This window comes from Pseudanabaena sp. CCNP1317, assembly GCF_034931345.1.
Classification (GTDB): Bacteria; Cyanobacteriota; Cyanobacteriia; order Pseudanabaenales; family Pseudanabaenaceae; genus Pseudanabaena; species Pseudanabaena galeata.
This window is the reverse complement of sequence record NZ_JAYGIF010000167.1, coordinates 1-17,570: the sequence shown is the minus strand read 5'-3', so window position 1 is coordinate 17,570 and position 17,570 is coordinate 1. Positions and strand designations below refer to the sequence as shown.

Annotated in this window: 13 protein-coding genes; 8 read left to right on the top strand and 5 right to left on the bottom strand. The window is 40.8% G+C overall.

Features of this window, described 5'->3' with window-relative positions:
- Window positions 1-297: 297 nt before the first annotated feature.
- A complete protein-coding gene (locus VB775_RS25960; protein ID WP_407073001.1) occupies window positions 298-1,479 on the bottom strand; it encodes an ABC transporter substrate-binding protein in 1,182 nt (393 codons plus the stop codon).
- 324 nt (window positions 1,480-1,803) lie between these two features.
- Between VB775_RS25960 and msrP the strand changes: the two genes are divergently transcribed.
- A complete protein-coding gene (gene msrP / locus VB775_RS25955; protein WP_281006631.1) occupies window positions 1,804-2,766 on the top strand; it encodes a protein-methionine-sulfoxide reductase catalytic subunit MsrP in 963 nt (320 codons plus the stop codon).
- Between the two features lie 327 nt (window positions 2,767-3,093).
- Window positions 3,094-3,975: an ACP S-malonyltransferase gene (fabD, locus tag VB775_RS25950; RefSeq protein ID WP_281006632.1), complete on the top strand. Its 882-nt coding sequence runs from the start codon at window positions 3,094-3,096 to the stop codon at window positions 3,973-3,975.
- Window positions 3,976-4,016: 41 nt separating this feature from the next.
- Here fabD and VB775_RS25945 read toward each other — a convergent pair whose 3' ends face one another.
- The 3 genes from VB775_RS25945 to VB775_RS25935 form a co-directional block, all read right to left on the bottom strand.
- Complete coding sequence (locus VB775_RS25945) at window positions 4,017-6,389, bottom strand: EAL domain-containing protein (RefSeq protein ID WP_281006633.1); 2,373 nt, start codon at window positions 6,387-6,389, stop codon at window positions 4,017-4,019.
- Between the two features lie 1,056 nt (window positions 6,390-7,445).
- Window positions 7,446-8,159 (bottom strand): hypothetical protein, encoded by a 714-nt coding sequence (locus VB775_RS25940; RefSeq protein ID WP_281006634.1) that lies wholly within the window; start codon window positions 8,157-8,159, stop codon window positions 7,446-7,448.
- A 261-nt stretch (window positions 8,160-8,420) separates the two neighbouring features.
- On the bottom strand, window positions 8,421-9,134 hold the full coding sequence (locus VB775_RS25935; RefSeq protein ID WP_281006635.1) for an NUDIX hydrolase: 714 nt from the start codon (window positions 9,132-9,134) through the stop codon (window positions 8,421-8,423).
- An 80-nt stretch (window positions 9,135-9,214) separates the two neighbouring features.
- Between VB775_RS25935 and VB775_RS25930 the strand changes: the two genes are divergently transcribed.
- The 6 genes from VB775_RS25930 to VB775_RS25905 all read left to right on the top strand — a co-directional run bounded on the left by VB775_RS25930 (window position 9,215) and on the right by VB775_RS25905 (window position 15,154).
- Window positions 9,215-10,078 carry a protein phosphatase 2C domain-containing protein gene (locus tag VB775_RS25930; protein WP_281006636.1) on the top strand — a complete coding sequence of 288 codons (864 nt, stop codon included), beginning with the start codon at window positions 9,215-9,217 and terminating at the stop codon, window positions 10,076-10,078.
- Window positions 10,079-10,134: 56 nt separating this feature from the next.
- Window positions 10,135-10,917: an ADP-ribosylglycohydrolase family protein gene (locus VB775_RS25925; protein ID WP_281006637.1), complete on the top strand. Its 783-nt coding sequence runs from the start codon at window positions 10,135-10,137 to the stop codon at window positions 10,915-10,917.
- Entirely contained in the window at window positions 10,886-12,748 is a 1,863-nt protein-coding gene (locus VB775_RS25920; protein ID WP_281006638.1) for a hypothetical protein, read from the top strand. Before VB775_RS25925 ends, VB775_RS25920 begins: the two co-directional genes overlap by 32 nt.
- 19 nt (window positions 12,749-12,767) lie before the next feature.
- A complete protein-coding gene (locus VB775_RS25915; RefSeq protein WP_281006639.1) occupies window positions 12,768-13,820 on the top strand; it encodes an isochorismatase in 1,053 nt (350 codons plus the stop codon).
- A 64-nt stretch (window positions 13,821-13,884) separates the two neighbouring features.
- A complete protein-coding gene (locus tag VB775_RS25910; protein ID WP_190397928.1) occupies window positions 13,885-14,046 on the top strand; it encodes a hypothetical protein in 162 nt (53 codons plus the stop codon).
- 334 nt (window positions 14,047-14,380) lie between these two features.
- The gene (locus VB775_RS25905) at window positions 14,381-15,154 is read left to right on the top strand and encodes a hypothetical protein (protein ID WP_281006640.1); all 774 of its coding nucleotides are present in this window, start codon (window positions 14,381-14,383) and stop codon (window positions 15,152-15,154) included.
- Here the strand turns inward: VB775_RS25905 and VB775_RS25900 are convergent.
- On the bottom strand, window positions 15,109-16,791 hold the full coding sequence (locus VB775_RS25900; protein ID WP_281006641.1) for a sensor histidine kinase: 1,683 nt from the start codon (window positions 16,789-16,791) through the stop codon (window positions 15,109-15,111). The two genes, VB775_RS25905 and VB775_RS25900, sit on opposite strands and share 46 nt — an antisense overlap.
- Window positions 16,792-17,570: the final 779 nt, after the last annotated feature.

The window sequence follows — 17,570 nt, the reverse complement described above, 5'->3', positions numbered from 1 at the left end:
ACTTCACAGAAGATTCGCGTGATATCCAAGTGCGATACGATACTGTTCATATTGCTGAGGCTTTTAGTTTGTCAAACCTAGTCTCAGCTTTTCTTTTGCTTTTGTCTACTCCATCGAACTCACGTTTTTTTAAACCTTACTAGGCTTGGTTTTTAATTCACAAAAGTGTTGCCACACTTTCGTGAATTGGTATAAACACTTAAAGAGACGTGTGAATTCGATATAGCCATTTGCGGCGTGCTTTGCACGACGCAAATGGCGGAAAGTGGTAAGTGAGACTGTAGCTATAATGTAGAGTTATTGAATGAATGTGAACTTACCACTATTGCCGTCCGCTTCCATTTTGATTTGGGCTACAAAGAATTGCTTTTGTTCGATTTCGCCCTCGGGAGTGAAGGATATTTCACCGAGAGGCGTAACGTATTTACCTGCTAGCAATGTGTCATTTAGCTGTGTGCGAAGTTGGGGCAATGCTAATGTATTGAGCTTAGTTGTTTTATCGAGAGTACGTAATGCTTCGACGAATACTTGCACTCCTGTAAATGCTTGAGCAGTAAACTGTGGCGGTTCTTTTTTGTTCTGCTCAGTATAGATCTGACGAAACGCAGTATTTATTTCATTCTTCAATTCAGGGCTATAGGCTTGGGCAATGATAATGCCATCACAGAGTGCTTTACACACTGGCAGAATATTGGAAGTATTTAATCCATTCCCACCGATGATTAGACCTTTATAACCTAGTTCACGCAACTGCTTGACAAGGTTTCCACCATCAGCAGATAGACCTGAAATGATAACTAAGTCAGGCTTGATATTGATAGTATTAGTTACTTGGGATTGAAAATCAGTATCAGTAGTTTGGAAGGTTTGGACTGTTGCTAGTTCTAAACCTTTTTTCTTAACTGTTTCTTGGAAAGTACCTGTTTCTGATTTGCTGAAAGCATCATTTTGGGCGTAGAAAACCGCTACTTTTTTGATTTGAGGATTGATTTTAAGGGCAGCCTCGATCGCATTGGGAGCGACTACAGCTACAGGAGCTGATACTCGTGAAATATATTTACCAATTTGAGGAATTCCCTTAGCGGTATTCGATGGGGCGATCACGGGTACGCCTGCTCGTTCAGCAATGGGATCAGCACTGAATGCTTGCTGTGAGAGTGTTGGACCAACGATACCAACAACTTTGTCTTGGGAAATTAGTGTGTTAAAGGCGTTAATTGTACCCTGCTCATCACCTGCGGTATCTTGAAAAATTAGACGAATTGGAGTGCCATTGATGCCACCTTGTTGATTGAAATAGGTCTCAGCAATTTTTGCACCTGTGACTTGTTCTTGGCCTAGTAATGAAACATTACTAGTTTGAGCAACTGCAATACCAATGGGAATTGGGGGCTGATTACTGCCTGTATTAGGGCTATTAGTTGTAGTGGCGTTGTTACTGCTAGTTGGAGTACAAGATATTGCAAGTAAGCAAGACATCAGAGCAGCGATCGCAAAGCTGCAAAGTTGTTTTGTTGTTTTTTTCATCAAATTAGAATTCTTAAATATTTTTTCTCAAATTAGTCTATAGCTTTTACTACGGTTTTTATAGCAATTACCGATCAAACGAACTGCAAGAAAATATTTAAAAGTGTTGATTTGCAACACTTTTAAATATTTTCTTAATTTGGATTTGTGCGCTTTGCGCTGTAAATAGGTTTGCTCAAAAGGATGGGCGGCGCTTTGCGCCAACCATCCTTAGTCTGTTCTTGGTTGGTGATCGGTCTACTATAGTTGTAGGCTCTAAAATAGTTGGATGTTCCTATGACTTTGATCAAGATTCTTCCAGATTGGTTTCTGCCTGAAAGTCAAGCAACCTCAGAATCAGTTTATCTAAATCGGCGGAGATTTATGAAGAAAGCTGGATTAGGTAGCCTGAGCATTATGGGATTATTAGCTGGATGTCAAACCCTCGAAGAAAAAAAAGCCATTGTCAAACAAAAACTACTAGACGATCTCTTAAAAGCAATTACCACTTCTCGCAATCTTGCTTTTACCCTTGATCGCCCAATCACCGATGAATATAGTGCTGCTGTTTACACTAATTTCTATGAATTTAGCAGCGACAAGTATGTATGGGAAAAAGTTGGTAGATTCCAACCACATCCTTGGACTGTGGAAGTATCTGGCTTAGTAGCAAATCCCCAAAAATTTGCGATCGAGGATTTGATTGCCAAAATGCCTATCGAAGAACGTCTGTATCGCCATCGTTGTGTGGAAGCATGGGCGATGGCAGTTCCTTGGTCTGGGTTCCCTCTCAAGCGATTAATTGAATTAGTGGAACCAAAGGCTAATGCAACCCATGTTAAATTTACAACTTTCTTTCGACCTGAGCAGGCAAGAAGACAGATTTTGCAGAGCGAGCCTTGGCCCTATACGGAAGGGCTAACAATTAAGGAAGCGATGAATGAACTTGCTTTTATGGCTGTGGGCATCTATGGACATGAGTTACCCAAACAACATGGCGCTCCGATTCGATTAGTTTTGCCTTGGAAATATGGCTATAAAAGCATTAAATCGATAGTCAATATTGAATTTAGCGATCGCCAACCAGCTACATTTTGGAATATGCGTATTCCCGAAGAGTATGATTTTCTTGCCAATGTCAATCCAAATATTCCCCATCCCCGTTGGTCTCAGGCTAGTGAAAAGATGCTAGGCACAGGCGATCGCTATGCTACGCAAATTTATAACGGCTATGCCTCTTATGTCTCTAATTTGTATTAATACCATTCCCAGCAAAGGTTTTAACAACACGTGAGTTCGATATAGCCATTTGCGGCGTGCGAAGCACGCCGCAAATGGCGAAAAATGGTAAGAATCGCTTAGCGATTCTTACCATTTTTCGCTTTCGTCGAACTGACGTTAGTAACCCCAAAATACAAGTAGTGCCGCTACTTGTATTTTGGGGTTGTTTGCCCTAGCTTGGCGCTCAAAGACAAACTAAGGAATTTTTGGAAAGTGCTGCTTTGCAACACTTTCCAAAAATTCCTTAGGGTTCACATGGCGCTAAACTGTAGAATGTAACCAAAGTTTAATAAATATTTTATAAAAATGACCAGAAATGTATGGGTTTTCCCTGGACAAGGTTCTCAGGCTGTTGGCATGGGCTTGGATCTTGCGGAAGTAGGCAAGGATAAGTTCGACAAAGCCGAGCAAATTTTGGGATGGTCGATTTTAGAAAAATCCCAGACAGACGCGAAGGAACTTGCCAAAACCGAATTTACCCAGCCTTGCTTGTATGTAATATCGGCAATTCTTGCCGATATATTGCAAGAAAAAGGCGCAAAACCAGATGCAGTGACAGGGCATAGCTTGGGCGAATATAGTGCGCTCTATTGTGCGGGTGTAGTGGATTTTGCCACAGGTTTAGAATTAGTGAAGCAGCGATCGCTCCTGATGTCAGAAGCAAGCGGTGGTGCAATGACGGCTCTGCTTGGGTTTGATCGCAATGCCTTAGAAACAGCGATCGCCCAAACTGAAAACGTAATTTTGGCTAATGACAATAGCAACGATCAAGCCGTGATTTCAGGAACAGAAGCGGCGGTAAAATCAATTTGCGAACAGGTCAAATCTAAGAGAGCAATTTCTTTGGCGGTAAGTGGTGCTTTCCATTCCCCTCTAATGGCGGATGCATCGACTAAATTTACGGCTATTCTTGAACAGACGATTTTTAACGAAGCGACAATTCCTGTCATTTCCAATGTAGAGCCAAATGATGCTACGACTTCTGGTCAGCTTTTGCGCGATCGCCTCACTCAACAGATGACCTCCCCAGTGCGTTGGCGCGAAATCTGTTTGTATCTTGCTGCTCAAGGATATGAACAAGTAATCGAAGTTGGCACAGGCAAAGTTCTGACAGGACTAGTGAAACGCACAACTCCCAGCTTGAAATTGGTGAATGTCAGTACCTTGGAACAGGCGAACACCCTGTAATACCGAAACACAAAATGGCGTAGCCATTTTGTGTTTTTAGACTATTCAAATTTGAGCTTTAATAGGTCTAATTCTTCTGAACTACTTGGTATAGTCTCCAGTAATGAAGCGATCGCCACAGCTTCTAAAGGTGCAAATAGATAATATCCCTGCCCTGCATCACAATTATATCTTTTCAGATAGTCCAACTGCTCAGCAGTTTCTACTCCTTCCGCTATCACATTTAAGCCCAGATTTATTCCCAAAACAATTATTGCTTTGACGATTTCACTATCTCCAGAATGACGATCGAGTTGATTTATAAAGGAGCGATCGATCTTGAGGGTATGAATCGGGAATCGATGCAAATAGCTTAATGAAGAATACCCCGTACCAAAATCATCAATACAAGTTTGAATATTGTGATCATTTAATTCTCCTAATATTTGCGCTGCTAAAGAGGTTTTCTCAATTAATATACTTTCAGTTACTTCGATCTTCAAATGATGATGATTTAGCTGCGTTTTCTGGAGTATATTCTCGATTTGAGCAAACAAATCAGATTTAGCAAACTGTTTAGCAGATAAATTAACACTCATGGTTAGAGTTGCTGCGATCGGAAACTGCTCTTGCCATACTTTTAACTGAAAGCAAGCCTGCTCTAACACCCAAAAATCAATTGCCACGATTAGTCCTGCATCCTCCGCAAGGGAAATAAATTCCGCAGGGTATATCAATCCTTGCTCAGGATGTTGCCAACGAACAAGAGCTTCAAATCCCAATATACGTCGTGACTTCAAGCAAACAATTGGTTGGTAATGAATTCGTAATTCTTGGCGTTCAATGGCTCGTCGTAACTCGTTCTCTAGTCGTAGTTTTTTGAGCGCTTCCGTATGCATGGCAGGATTAAATATTTCATGTCGATCTCTACCTTGTTCTTTAGCGCGATACATAGCCGTGTCAGCATCACGCAGTAGCTGATCTGGTTGCGTATAGTCAGTAGAGTTTAGGGCAATACCAATACTCGTACTAATCACTATTTCATTGCTATCAAGAAAAACTGGCACTTTCAATGATTCCTTGATCCTCTGCACAACCTCAATGACATCATTAAGATCTTCAATTTCTTCAAGCAACATTACAAATTCATCTCCCCCTAGCCTCGCGACTGTATCCCCTCCCCGCAGACAGTCAACGAGACGTTTTGCCACAGTCTTTAATAGCTGATCACCTGCTAAATGCCCAAGACTATCATTGATTACCTTAAATCGATCCAAGTCTAAAAAGAGAACTGCAAACTTTTCTGGGAGATTACTTGAATTTAAATATGCGCGTCGATTGGATAGTTGCAGAGCATGGTTAAGACGATCTAAAAATAAGGAACGATTTGGCAAGCCTGTTAACGAATCATGAAAAGCATCATGCCGCAATTGAGCTTCCATCTTTTTGCGCTCTGCTAACTCTGATTGTGCATTTTGATAGAGTTCTGACTGATGGATAGCGATCGCACATTGATCAGCGATCGCCTTAACGAGTGATAGCTCATTCTCAGACCAAATACGTTCGCGATCGCACTGATACAAACTAATTCCACCTAAATAAGTTTGTTGATACAACAGAGAGGTGATCAAAAGAGACTGAATACTATACTGTTTTGCTAAGTCTCTTAGCTCCTCTGGAAGATCTTCGCTAATTTGATAAATAGGAATTTGTTTTCCTTGGATCAAAACATCTTGATAATGGGTATAAAACTCACAAGACAAACCAACGATAAGTTCATCCTGATCGATATTCTTTGCACTGGCATAGCATACCCGCATTTGCTGCGAATTATCTGGCTGAAAGATTAAACAATGAGTGACATTTAAAGCTTCCTGTAATAGATCAGCCGTTGTTTGCAATACCTCAGCTAAAACGAGAGTCTCTCGCATAGATTGGACAATGCGATTGATAATAGTTTCGCGCCATGCTTGCTGCTCAATTCGGGCGATCGCCGCTTTTTGCTGCTGGCGTAATGCAAACTCTTGCAAAGCCCGATGTAAGACACTAGGCAACCGAAATAACCGATCCTTCAACACATAATCCGTCATCCCCGCTTTGATGCATTCAACGGCGGATTCTTCCCCTAAACTGCCCGTAATCAAAATGAATGGAATATCTTGTCCTGATTGCTTGAGAAAACTAAAAGCCTGTAACCCATTAAAACTAGGCAATCGATAATCAGACAAGACAACATCGTAGATTTTGGTTTGTAAAAAATTTTGGCATTCGATCGCCGTAGCTGTAATGTCATGGATAAAAGTTAAACCTGATGATTCAAGAGCCAATAAGGTTAGCTCCACATCAGCTTCCACATCTTCAATAATCAAAATACGCAGCGATTGCTGATTCTCAAGCTTTATAGATTCTCCCAACTCTGACATCAAGTTTCCCATGGTTTACAGACGCAAAGATATCGACTTAGAGTTTGTACTAATTATTCCTAACTACCTGCAAATACTTACAGCAATTACAGATCAAATGAACCATAAGAAAACTTTTGAAAGTGTTGCAAAGCAACACTTTCAAAAGTTTTCTCAGTTTTGATTTGAGCGCAAAGCACTATAGTTAGAAATACAGAAACCATTGTTATGGCGTGGCTTCGCCTCGCCATAACAATGGGTCTGGATCTTACTGATAGATCTTCAAGTGTTATACCAATTCACGAAAGTGTAGTTACACTTTTGTGAATTAAACATCAAACCCAGTAGGTTTTTTAAAACCGTAAAATGGCTACGCCATTTTACGGTTTGGTATTAGCTAATAGATCCTATTTACCAAAGTATATCTAAAAAAATACTTAAATAAACAGTGCAAATAGCAATGCACAAGAATGTAGTCATACGTTCAAGTATTACAACCTAAACCCAGTAAGGGCTTAGCCATAAAATAAAGAGCCAGATTTTTGATGACGCAGCGAACCTGCGTCTTCAAAAATCTGGCTCTTTATTAAATTAACGTGAGTTCGATATTGCCATTTGCATCGTGCGAAGCACGACGCAAATGGCGAAAAATGGTAAGAATCGTTTAGCGATTCTTACCATTTTTCGCTTTTGTCGAACTGGCGTTAAGTTAGAAAGAGGGCTTGGAGACCAAGCCCCTACATTTACACATATGTAGGGGCTTGGAGACCAAGCCCCAATCTCAGCGTTCCACTTTTGTCGAACTGACGTTAATTTAACGTCAGTTCGACGGAGATGATTTCTGCCAAAGTTTTGAAAAATACTGGCAAGAGCAACCAATGTTGCCATCAATAAGCAGGGAGAAAGGAAAAGTCGCTCAAGAATGAGGTTGAGTGAAGTGATGACGAACTCACGTTAAAACTAGAAGGCTGTAAACCCAAAAGATGAGTGGCGGCGCGAAGCGCCGCCACTCATCTTTTGAGTTTTGATTTGTCCTAGCTATCTCTTGCACTGCTATACGTAAATGGCTATATCGAACTCATGTTAAATTTAGTGGGATGGTCTTTGTAATGCAGCGCCACGTCTTGATTTAATGCGTTGCTCCGATCGCGGATCGATTTTGAGGTTAATTATTTGGTGTTTATGGCGATCGACTAGGGGGAATTGGGTTTGCCAATTGCTAATAATATGAAAATAATTTTCGGCATCTTCTAAACAATATTCGTAAATTTCATTAAGAATTGTTTCATATCCTCTTTCTTTCCGTAATACCTTTACTCCATTCCGAAAAACATAGTATCCCTTAATTCTTTTATAAATAGGAATTTCTAAATAAGCAAATAAATTATTCAAACCTTGATTGAGGTCTGTCCGTTGAATAATTCTTTGTAAATCTAGTATTTTAATACTATCAACTTTAGGAATGAAATCTAGAGCATCAATTCTTTGACGTAAGCAAAACATATCACTAGTTGACAATCCATAACCAATGAAATATTTGCCCTGTAAACTTTGTAAGTCATTTAAGATGTCTTGAATTATCCTCTTTTCTTGTGTACTTGATTCGATAAATTGGATTTTTATGTATTGCTCGTTACTATCTTCTAAAATGCGTGTGAGTGTATAACCAAATATTTTTTGTACTGTGGCATTCTTATGAAAATCGCGACACCATTCTAAGTCTAAAAAAACAAGATCGTAGATTGAGCCATTATAGAAGTTATTTGTATATTGACTTGAAAGCTTGAGTTCCCTTTTATACATAAAGTTTGACTTAAAGGTGGGCTAGCAAATCGATAGATTTGTTTGATTTGCTTAGTGCTGTACTTATACATCCTAACGGTAATACTCTGTTTGCGATCGCTAATTTGGTGATCGTCTTGTTAAGAAAGATAAGAGACAATACAAATCATCACCTCTACTCTCTTCTTTGTCTAAAAATAGACATTAAAACCCGCAAATTATTGGTGCGGCGTGAAGCGCCGCACCAATAATTTGCGGGTAGGAAAGTAGTAATCTTTGGTTTTAGATTTCAAAATTAAATCCATTTTGTTTTAACTGTAAGTATTTAGTCTCATCAAATTCATAAAGTTTTGCAGCACGATGGGCGACATTGTGTTCGACTTTTCCTGTATCAATGAGCAAGTCCATGCCAAGAATTTTTTTACGAAAGTTACGTTTGTCTAAAGATCGATCTAATACAGTTTCATAGAGTTTTTGGAGTTGTGACAGGGTAAAGTTTTTGGGTAATAGCTCAAAGCCAATTGGTTCATAACGAATTTTGTTGCGTAATCTGGCGATCGCCGTTTGCAAGATCTGATTATGGTCAAAGGCTAAAGGCGGAATTTTCGAGATGGCGAACCAATCAGCCTCACGCGCATCAGTGGATGCTTGGATTTTTTGCTCCACTAAATTAATCAATGCGTAATAGGCGACAGTAACTGTGCGATCGCGGGGATCGCGCCCCAAATCACCGAATGTGTAAAGTTGCTCTAGGTAAACATCATGTATTCCTGTCTCTTCTTGCAATTCTCGCAAAGCCGCCTGTTCTAAAGTTTCATCAATCCGTACAAATCCCCCAGGGATCGCCCATTGTCCTTGAAATGGCGGAATATTGCGCTGGATTAGCATCACTTTGAGTTCCTGCTGAGCATCAAGTCCAAATACGATGCAATCCACAGTAAGAGCAGGTCGTGGATATTCATAATTATACATTTGATAAATTTTTCCTTTTTCCATTTAACTTTTTCCTTGATCAGGCTTGACATAGTGTAAAAATGACACTATAGTAGTTTGTGTAGTTTATACACTATAACGTCATGCAAGAACAAGTAGAACTTCCTGAACTGCGATCGCTGCAAATTCCTGATTTAGCGGGTGAAAATTTGTCAAGTCAGTTTGAATATGCCTGCGGTTCAATTATTGGGCGCAACCATGTTCTTGCTAGCAAAAATAATCAGGATGCGCTGCGGATTGTCCTGTGGGATAACTTTATGACGGCTGTAGTGTGTGACGGCTGCGGCAGTGGTAAACATAGCGAGGTTGGGGCAAAGCTCGGTACGCTGATGGTGACTGATGCGATCGCCGATTTACTCCATCAAGGGTTAGCAATATCTGAGCCTGATTTTTGGAATGTGCTTAAAATTAATCTCTTACAGAAAGTAAAGGCTTTTGTGGAGATCTCGACTAATGAGACTCAAGAATCTGTGATGCAATTTGTGAATAACTATCTATTATTTACAATTGTGGGCTTAGTCATCACTCCTAGCGAAACAGTTGCTTTCTCTATGGGCGATGGGGCGATCGCTGTTAATGGCAAACTTACTCAAATTCCAGCCTATCCCGATAACGCCCCGCCCTATCTTGCTTACGGCTTGTATCGACCTGAAGCAGTGAGTTTTGAGATTCGCGATCGTATCCCTACATCAGAATTAGAATCTATTCTAATTGCTACCGATGGAATTGATGATTTGATCGCTGTGGAAGAGGTAAGTCAGTTTTGGCAAGAAGATCGTTACTTCAAAAATCCTGATGCCATAAGACGTAAGTTAGCAATGCTAAATCGTGAGGAAGTAAAACCAGATTGGCAGAAACGAGAGCTAATTAAGCGATCTGGTGTGCTTTCTGATGATACGAGTTTAATTGTGATAAGAAGACCCTCACCCCCAGCCCCTCTCCCATAGGGCGAGGGGAGCAAGACTATTTTACCTTTTACCTTTTACCTTTTTACTTGAAAACTATGTTAGGCGCAATTGTCGGTGATATCGTCGGTTCCATTTACGAATTTAATAATCATCGCTCAAAAGACTTCCCTCTCTTTAGTGGAGGATGTGATTTTACCGATGACTCAGTGTTAACTGTAGCAGTAGCTGATTGCTTGATGCATCAAGGCAATTATGCAGAATACATCAAAAACTATGCTCGTAAATATACCAATCGTGGCTATGGTGGACGCTTTGCTCAGTGGATTCGTTTTGAGAGTATGGAGCCATACAATAGCTGGGGTAATGGCTCAGCAATGCGAGTCAGTTCTATCGGATTTGCCTATGATGACTTGGAATCGGTGATGAATGAAGCTAAGCGATCGGCGGAAGTGACCCATAATCATCCTGAAGGAGTCAAGGGAGCGCAAGCAACGGCTGTGGCTATCTTGATGGCGCGTCAAGGTCAGAGCAAGGAGGAAATAAAAAATGCGATCGCTAAATCTTTTGGCTATGACTTAAATCGCACTGTAGATGAGATTCGTCCTGTCTATATATTTAACGAATCCTGTCAAGAAACTGTGCCTGAAGCAATTATCGCTTTTCTAGAATCAACAGATTTTGAAGATGCAATTCGTAATGCAATTTCTCTCGGTGGTGATAGCGATACACTCGCTTGCATCACAGGTGGTATTGCCGAAGCTTTTTATGGTGGTGTTCCCCAAGATATTGCTAAACAAGCCTTGAGCTATCTCGATAACAATATGCGTGCAGTTGTGGAGAACTTTTATGGATATCTATCTCAATCAAAAGCGGATTAAACTAAATCCTAAAAATGCGATCGGCAAGGGTGGCGAGGCTGATATCTATGACTTAAAGAATGGTCAAGTTCTCAAACTATTCAAAACCGCCGATCATCCTGATTATCAAATGCTTCCCCAAGAGCAACTGGCGGCAACCGCCAGACTAGCATTGCATCAGCAAAAACTGCGGGGCTTCCCTCAAAATTTGCCAGCAAGAGTAATCAAGCCTGAAACCTTGGCAACGGATAAACAAGGCGTGAATATTCTGGGCTATGCAATGCCATTTTTGCAAAATACAGTGCCACTTTTGAAATATAGCGATCGCAATTATCGTCAAACTAACGCCATCTCACAGCAAGTTGTGACGAACTTATTTCGCGATTTACATGAAACAGTTCTCAAAGTTCATCAAGCAAATGTCACGATTGGTGATTTCAATGATTTGAATTTATTGGTTTCTCAAAATCAAGTCCATCTCATTGATGCTGATTCCTTTCAGTTTGGACAGTTTCCCTGTCAGGTATTTACGGCGCGATTTGTTGATCCGTTATTGTGCGATCGCCAAGCCAATCAACCAATTCTCATCAGTTCCCATAATCCTGATTCTGATTGGTATGCCTTCACGGTGATGTTGATGCAGAGCCTTCTCTATGTCGATCCCTATGGCGGCGTTTACAAGCCTAAATCTCAAGCATCGCAAATCCCTCACAGCGCCAGACCACTACAAAGGATCACCATTTTTCATCCTGATGTGCGATATCCTAAACCTGCAATCCCTTGCAAAGTTCTCTCTGATGATTTGCTCCAGTATTTCCATAACTGCTTTGAAAAAGATTGGCGCGGAGTTTTTCCTCAAAACCTTCTCGCATCAATGCGTTGGACAAAATGTAATCAATGTGGAATCGAACATTTAAGGACTAATTGCCCAATTTGTAGACCCTCACCCCTAGCCCCTCTCCCACTGGGAGAGGGGAACAAGATGGGAAAAACGTCTTGTAAGGTTTTGCAAATATTCCAAACTGAAGGGATAATTCTTCAATTTGCTTTACAAAACAATTCTCTCAATTATCTCTATCACGCTAATCACGAATTCAAACGCGAAGATAACACAGTTTTATTGTCAGGAGAACTCGATGCTAATATTCAATTCGCAATCTTTGGTAAGTCTACAATCGTTACCAAACAAGGAAAAGCTCTTACGCTCAATCAAGGACAACCACCGCAAGCGATCGCCGCCGAACTAATCCGAGCCAATTCCTTCTCTCGCTATTGGATTGATCAAGGTCAATTGTTACGCGATGGCAAGCTAGGGAATGAATATATTGGCGACATTCTCGAAGGACAAACTCAGTTCTGGATTGGTGAAACCTTTGGTTTTGGCTTTTATCGGGCAGGTGCGATTAGTGTCGCTTTTACCTTTGATGCTAAACGTATGGGAATTTGCGATCGCGTGAATATTCCACCCATTCAAGGAGAATTAATTGATGCAAATTGCGTCTTTAGCAATGACCTCTGCTGGTTCTTCACCATCACCCAAGAGCAAGGCAAAATCATCCATCATGTTTCTGTATTGCGTCCTAATGGTGAATTAGTATCAACTCTCGCAGGACAAAAAGGTGATATTGCATGGTTAATGAATATTCATGGAGGTAGTGCGATCGCTAACTGGCTATTCGTTCCCACTGACGAAGGCATCGCCAGAGTTGAGGTGAATAATGGACAAATTATGATTACTAAAACGTTTCCCGAAACTGAACCCTATGTTGATAGTGGCTGTTCTCTCATTGTCGGTTCGCAAGGTATTTATGTAATTCACTCACAAAAGATTTTGCAATTGCAAATGGCTTAAATATTTAGGAGATAAAAATATGACTACTCAAATCGTTACTCAACTTCCCATTCCCGCATTCTTCGATCGCCACAAAGTCGGATCGGTCTGGCGCGTTCCTTATCAAGATCGCGCTAACCAAGCCGAAGCATGGGCGAAACAGCATGGTATTACGCCTGCCGCAAAGGATCGCAAGAAAATTTGTTTGATGGCGATCGATGTGCAGAATACCTTTTGTATTCCCGATCATGAGCTTTTTGTTGGTGGACGATCTGGAACTGGTGCGATCGAGGATAATGTGCGGCTGTGTGAATTCATCTATCGCAACTTGCACCACATCAGCGAAATCGCGCCCACGATGGATACCCATACTGCCATGCAGATTTTTCATCCTATTTTCTGGGTGAATGATGCGGGTGAACATCCTATGCCTAATGCTACATCGATTACTCTAGAAGATGTGCAGCAAGGCAAGTGGAAAGTAAATCCTGCGATCGCCTATAGTCTTGCCAAAGGCAACTACATGGCAATTCAGCGTCACGCTTTGCATTATGTGCAGAAGCTTAGCGATGAAGGCAAGTTTCCACTTACGGTTTGGGCGTATCACTCTATGCTCGGCGGTATCGGTCACGCGCTAGTTTCTTCTGTCGAAGAAGCGATGTTCTTTCACAATATCGCAAGGCACAGTCAGACTAATTTCGAGATTAAAGGCGGTAATCCTCTCACTGAAAATTATTCCGTATTGCGTCCTGAAGTGATGGATGGAGCCGATGGTAGACCGATCGCTCAGAAAAATACACGCTTCTTGCAAAGATTATTGGAGTTTGATGCTGTAATTATTGCAGGTCAAGCCAAGAGCCATTGCGTCGCATGGACAATCCAAGATTTGCTCAGCGAAATCCTTGCTCATGATCCTAAACTCGCGAAGAAAGTCTATCTACTCGAAGATTGCACTTCGCCTGTGGTCGTTCCTAACGTGGTGGACTACACCGATCAAGCGGATGCTGCCTTTCAGCGATTTGCTAATGCAGGGATGCACCTTGTCAAATCCACTGACGCAATGGAAACTTGGTCAGATCTTAACCTTGCTTAACGAGTTTTACTGCGCTTCGTGCAGTAAAACTCTCAATCAAATCCAGTTTTAGGAGGTCAATCCTATGATGAGTATCAATCTTGACTATGAAACAGAGAAATATCTAGTGGCAATCCTTGCGAAAGAAAATACAACTAGCTCAGAATTGATTGAACGCTTGCTTAGAGAATATTTAGAATCTATTCAATCTAAAAAAGGATTTTTTGAGCGCCTGTTATCCTCTTAATTATTGCTGTAGGGGCAGAGCATTACTGCCACCATCTCTCTATTTTTAGATCATCTTCATACAGTAATGCTCTGCCCAAGACCTTGAAGCGCAGGGACAAATTACTTGTGGAAAGCCGAGAGGGTTTAGCATTTGCGAATCTAGATTTCTATGATGTGTTCAAGATTGTGGCGCAAATGCTAAACCCCTACAGATCAACAAATCAAATTCATACTCCCTTCCCACCGAAGAAATAGACATATAAAACCAAGAAATAGCGTTGCGGCGCGAAGCGCCGCAACGTCTATTCTTTCACTGGGAAGGGAGTATCACCAATCACCAATCACCAAATAAAATGACAAACATTAACGATCTCTTTCAATCCGCTTTAGATGATGGAACCCTTTCCAATGAATCTTTGCAGGCACTTACTGTTTATGATCTTGGCGCACAAATCCAAGCAGGGCTTGGCATCCATGTTGATGATGTCATGTCTAGCGAAGTTGTGCTAGTTACGATTATGCCCGATGACTCTGGCTCGATCCAGTACTCAGGAAATGCTCAAGCAGTGCGTGGCGGACATAACTCCGTCATCGATGCGCTTACATCTTCACAGCAACAGGATAATATTCTGATTCACAATCGTTATCTAAATGGAACTATTCTCTATCCTTACTGCCCGATCGCACAGGCAATTCGCATGGATTCCAAGAATTATACGCCCAATCAAGGTACACCCCTTTATGATCAAACTGTGGTGCTATTGGGGACTGTATTAGCGAAATCTCAGGAATTCTCGGATAATGGCGTGCCTGTTCGCACCGTGACCCTGATTATTACTGACGGTGATGATTGCCATTCGATGCGTCATACAGCTAAGGATGTAGCAGCGATCGCCCACGATATGCTGCGGATGGAAAATCACATTATCGCGGCGATGGGCATTGACGATGGCTCTACGAATTTTCGTCAAGTGTTTAAAGATATGGGAATTCGTGATGAATGGATTCTTACACCTGCGAATAGCGATGGCGAAATTCGGAAGGCTTTTCAAGTGTTCTCGCAGTCAGCGATGCGTGTGAGTCAGAGTGCGGCTAATTTAAATTCTTTAGGTGGATTTGGTGGTTGAATAAGTGGAATTCTAATCTTAAATTGGGTTCCTTGATTGAGTTCCGAATAACACTCTATAACTCCGCCATGCTGCTCAACAATGATCTGATAACTGATCGACATTCCCATGCCTGTACCTTTGCCAACAGGTTTAGTCGTAAAAAATGGGTCAAATATTTTATCTCTAACTGATGTTGACATTCCCATGCCATTGTCTTCAATTACAATCTCTACCCAATTTGTATCAATCAGAGCAGTTCTGATGTGAATTTGTCCTGATTGACACAGATTGGGATCTTCTGCTGCTATAGGGTCAATGGCACTAGATTTTATCTCATCTAAAGCATCTATGGCATTAGTCAAGATATTCATAAACACCTGATTTAATGCACCAGCGTAGCATTCCACTAGAGGGATATCCCCGTAATTTTTGATGATTTCAATCTGATCGAACTCAGCCTTAGATTTCAAGTAATATTCTAAAATCTGTAATGTACTATCAATACCTTGATGAATATCGACTTTTTTTAAATCAGCCTGATCCATCCGCGAAAAATTTCGCAATAACAAAACTATCTGTTGAATTCGCTCACTACCAATCTTAATAGAACCTAAGATTTTGAGTAGATCTTCCTGTAAAAAATTGAGATTGATAGAATCTAAAGCACTCTGTATTTCAGGAACTGGTTCTAAATAGTGCTTTTGATATAAACCAATGAAGTGGAATAAGTCACTGACATATTCTTGAATATATTTAACATTGCCATAAATGAAGTTGACTGGATTATTGATTTCATGAGCAATTCCTGCAACTAGCAGCCCTAAGCTAGACATTTTTTCATTTTGCAGCATTTGAGATTGACTCAACTTTAAATCATGCATAGCTTTTTCTAAAGCTTCTGCTTTTTGCCTGAGAGCAGTTTCTGACTCTCCTAAACTCTCATTAGTCTTCTCTAGCTTTGTTTTAGTTTCTAAAAGTTTTCTTTCTGTACGTTTACGATAATTAATGTATTGATATACTAACCCTAGAATAGTTATCCAAGCTACTATTAAAATTAGCAAGCTTAAGAGACTAAATAGACTAGACCATGACAAAGTGGAACCATAAAATTCTAAGTTGGATTTGACTCTTGATTGTAAAGCTGTACTAGTTAGTTGCATTCCCTCGCTATAAATCCGTTTCTGTTGTTCATATTCTGCGCTAGATAATATAGCAAGAGCTTTTTGCGATTTTCCTTGACGAATCAAGTTAAATGCTTCATTTTCCATTGCAACTAATTTGATGTTTGCCTTATCAGTTTGGATAGCATGACTTGCATAGGTTTCTGGAGCGATCGCAATAGTTTGTTTGATTACTGCATCAAGCTTCGGTTCAAACGTGCGATACCGATTTTCCCATTGTAAATCTCCTGTTGACGATGCCATCTTTGCAGACATGGTGAGTACTTCATCGAGATAGATAATCTCATCGCTTAGCCGTTGTAGTTGAAATTCAGGAGTGATTTTTAAATTAAAGCTCTGAGAGATTTGCCATGCATTCCAACTGCCTAACGCAACTAAAACCAAACTAAAAACCACAGCTAGACTGAGCAACGGCATCAGAAACCTATTGGTTAGATAGTTCAATTTACGAATTGGGCTGCTTATATTTCCCATGTTTCCAAAGGGATAAAAATTAGTTGAATATGAGAAAACATATACAATAAAACTGAGTTAATTAAAGTTTTAATTGAGCAATTTGCTTAGAACTTAAAGCTGAAGATCTTAGAACCCATTTAAGAATTCCTTTCTGCGGTTAAAAGCTCTAAGAGATCCCCCTCAATCCCCCTTAAAAAGGGGGAAGAATTTAATTCTCCCCCCTTTTTTAAGGCATTAATTACTTGACGCACCAAACCTCTACCCCCCCTCTAACTCCCCCTTGGGAAGGGGGAGAACTTAGACTTCCCCCCTTAGGAAGGGGGGACTGAGGGGGGTGAAAATTTACTCGGTGTGTCAAGTATATTAACGCCTTTTTTAAGGGGGGCTGGGGGGGGATCTAGACAATTCTTAAATGGTTTTTTACAGTGCTTTTCTTTCAAAGATATTTCTGTACTAAGTAGGTAGACATAATTAAATATAAAACCCAAATAAGCGAAATCACCCGCAAAGCGGGCGATTTCGCTTATTTGGGTTCTTGGTTTTATTAAATCTAGGTACTTATAGCTGTCGCCATTTTTGTTAGAACATAAAATCCAAATAGTGTAAGGCGGCGTTTCGCGCCGCCTTACACTATTTGGGTTTTGATTTGTCCTGATACAGGTAGAGCTATACGTGAACTACCAGACGCTGACCGCTTAGGCGGTACAGCGCTGGCTTCCTGATTCAACGGGGATAGCGTCCAACAAAACCGAAGTTTTACCAGATCGACTTACATCTCCTCCACAGGCAGACTCGCT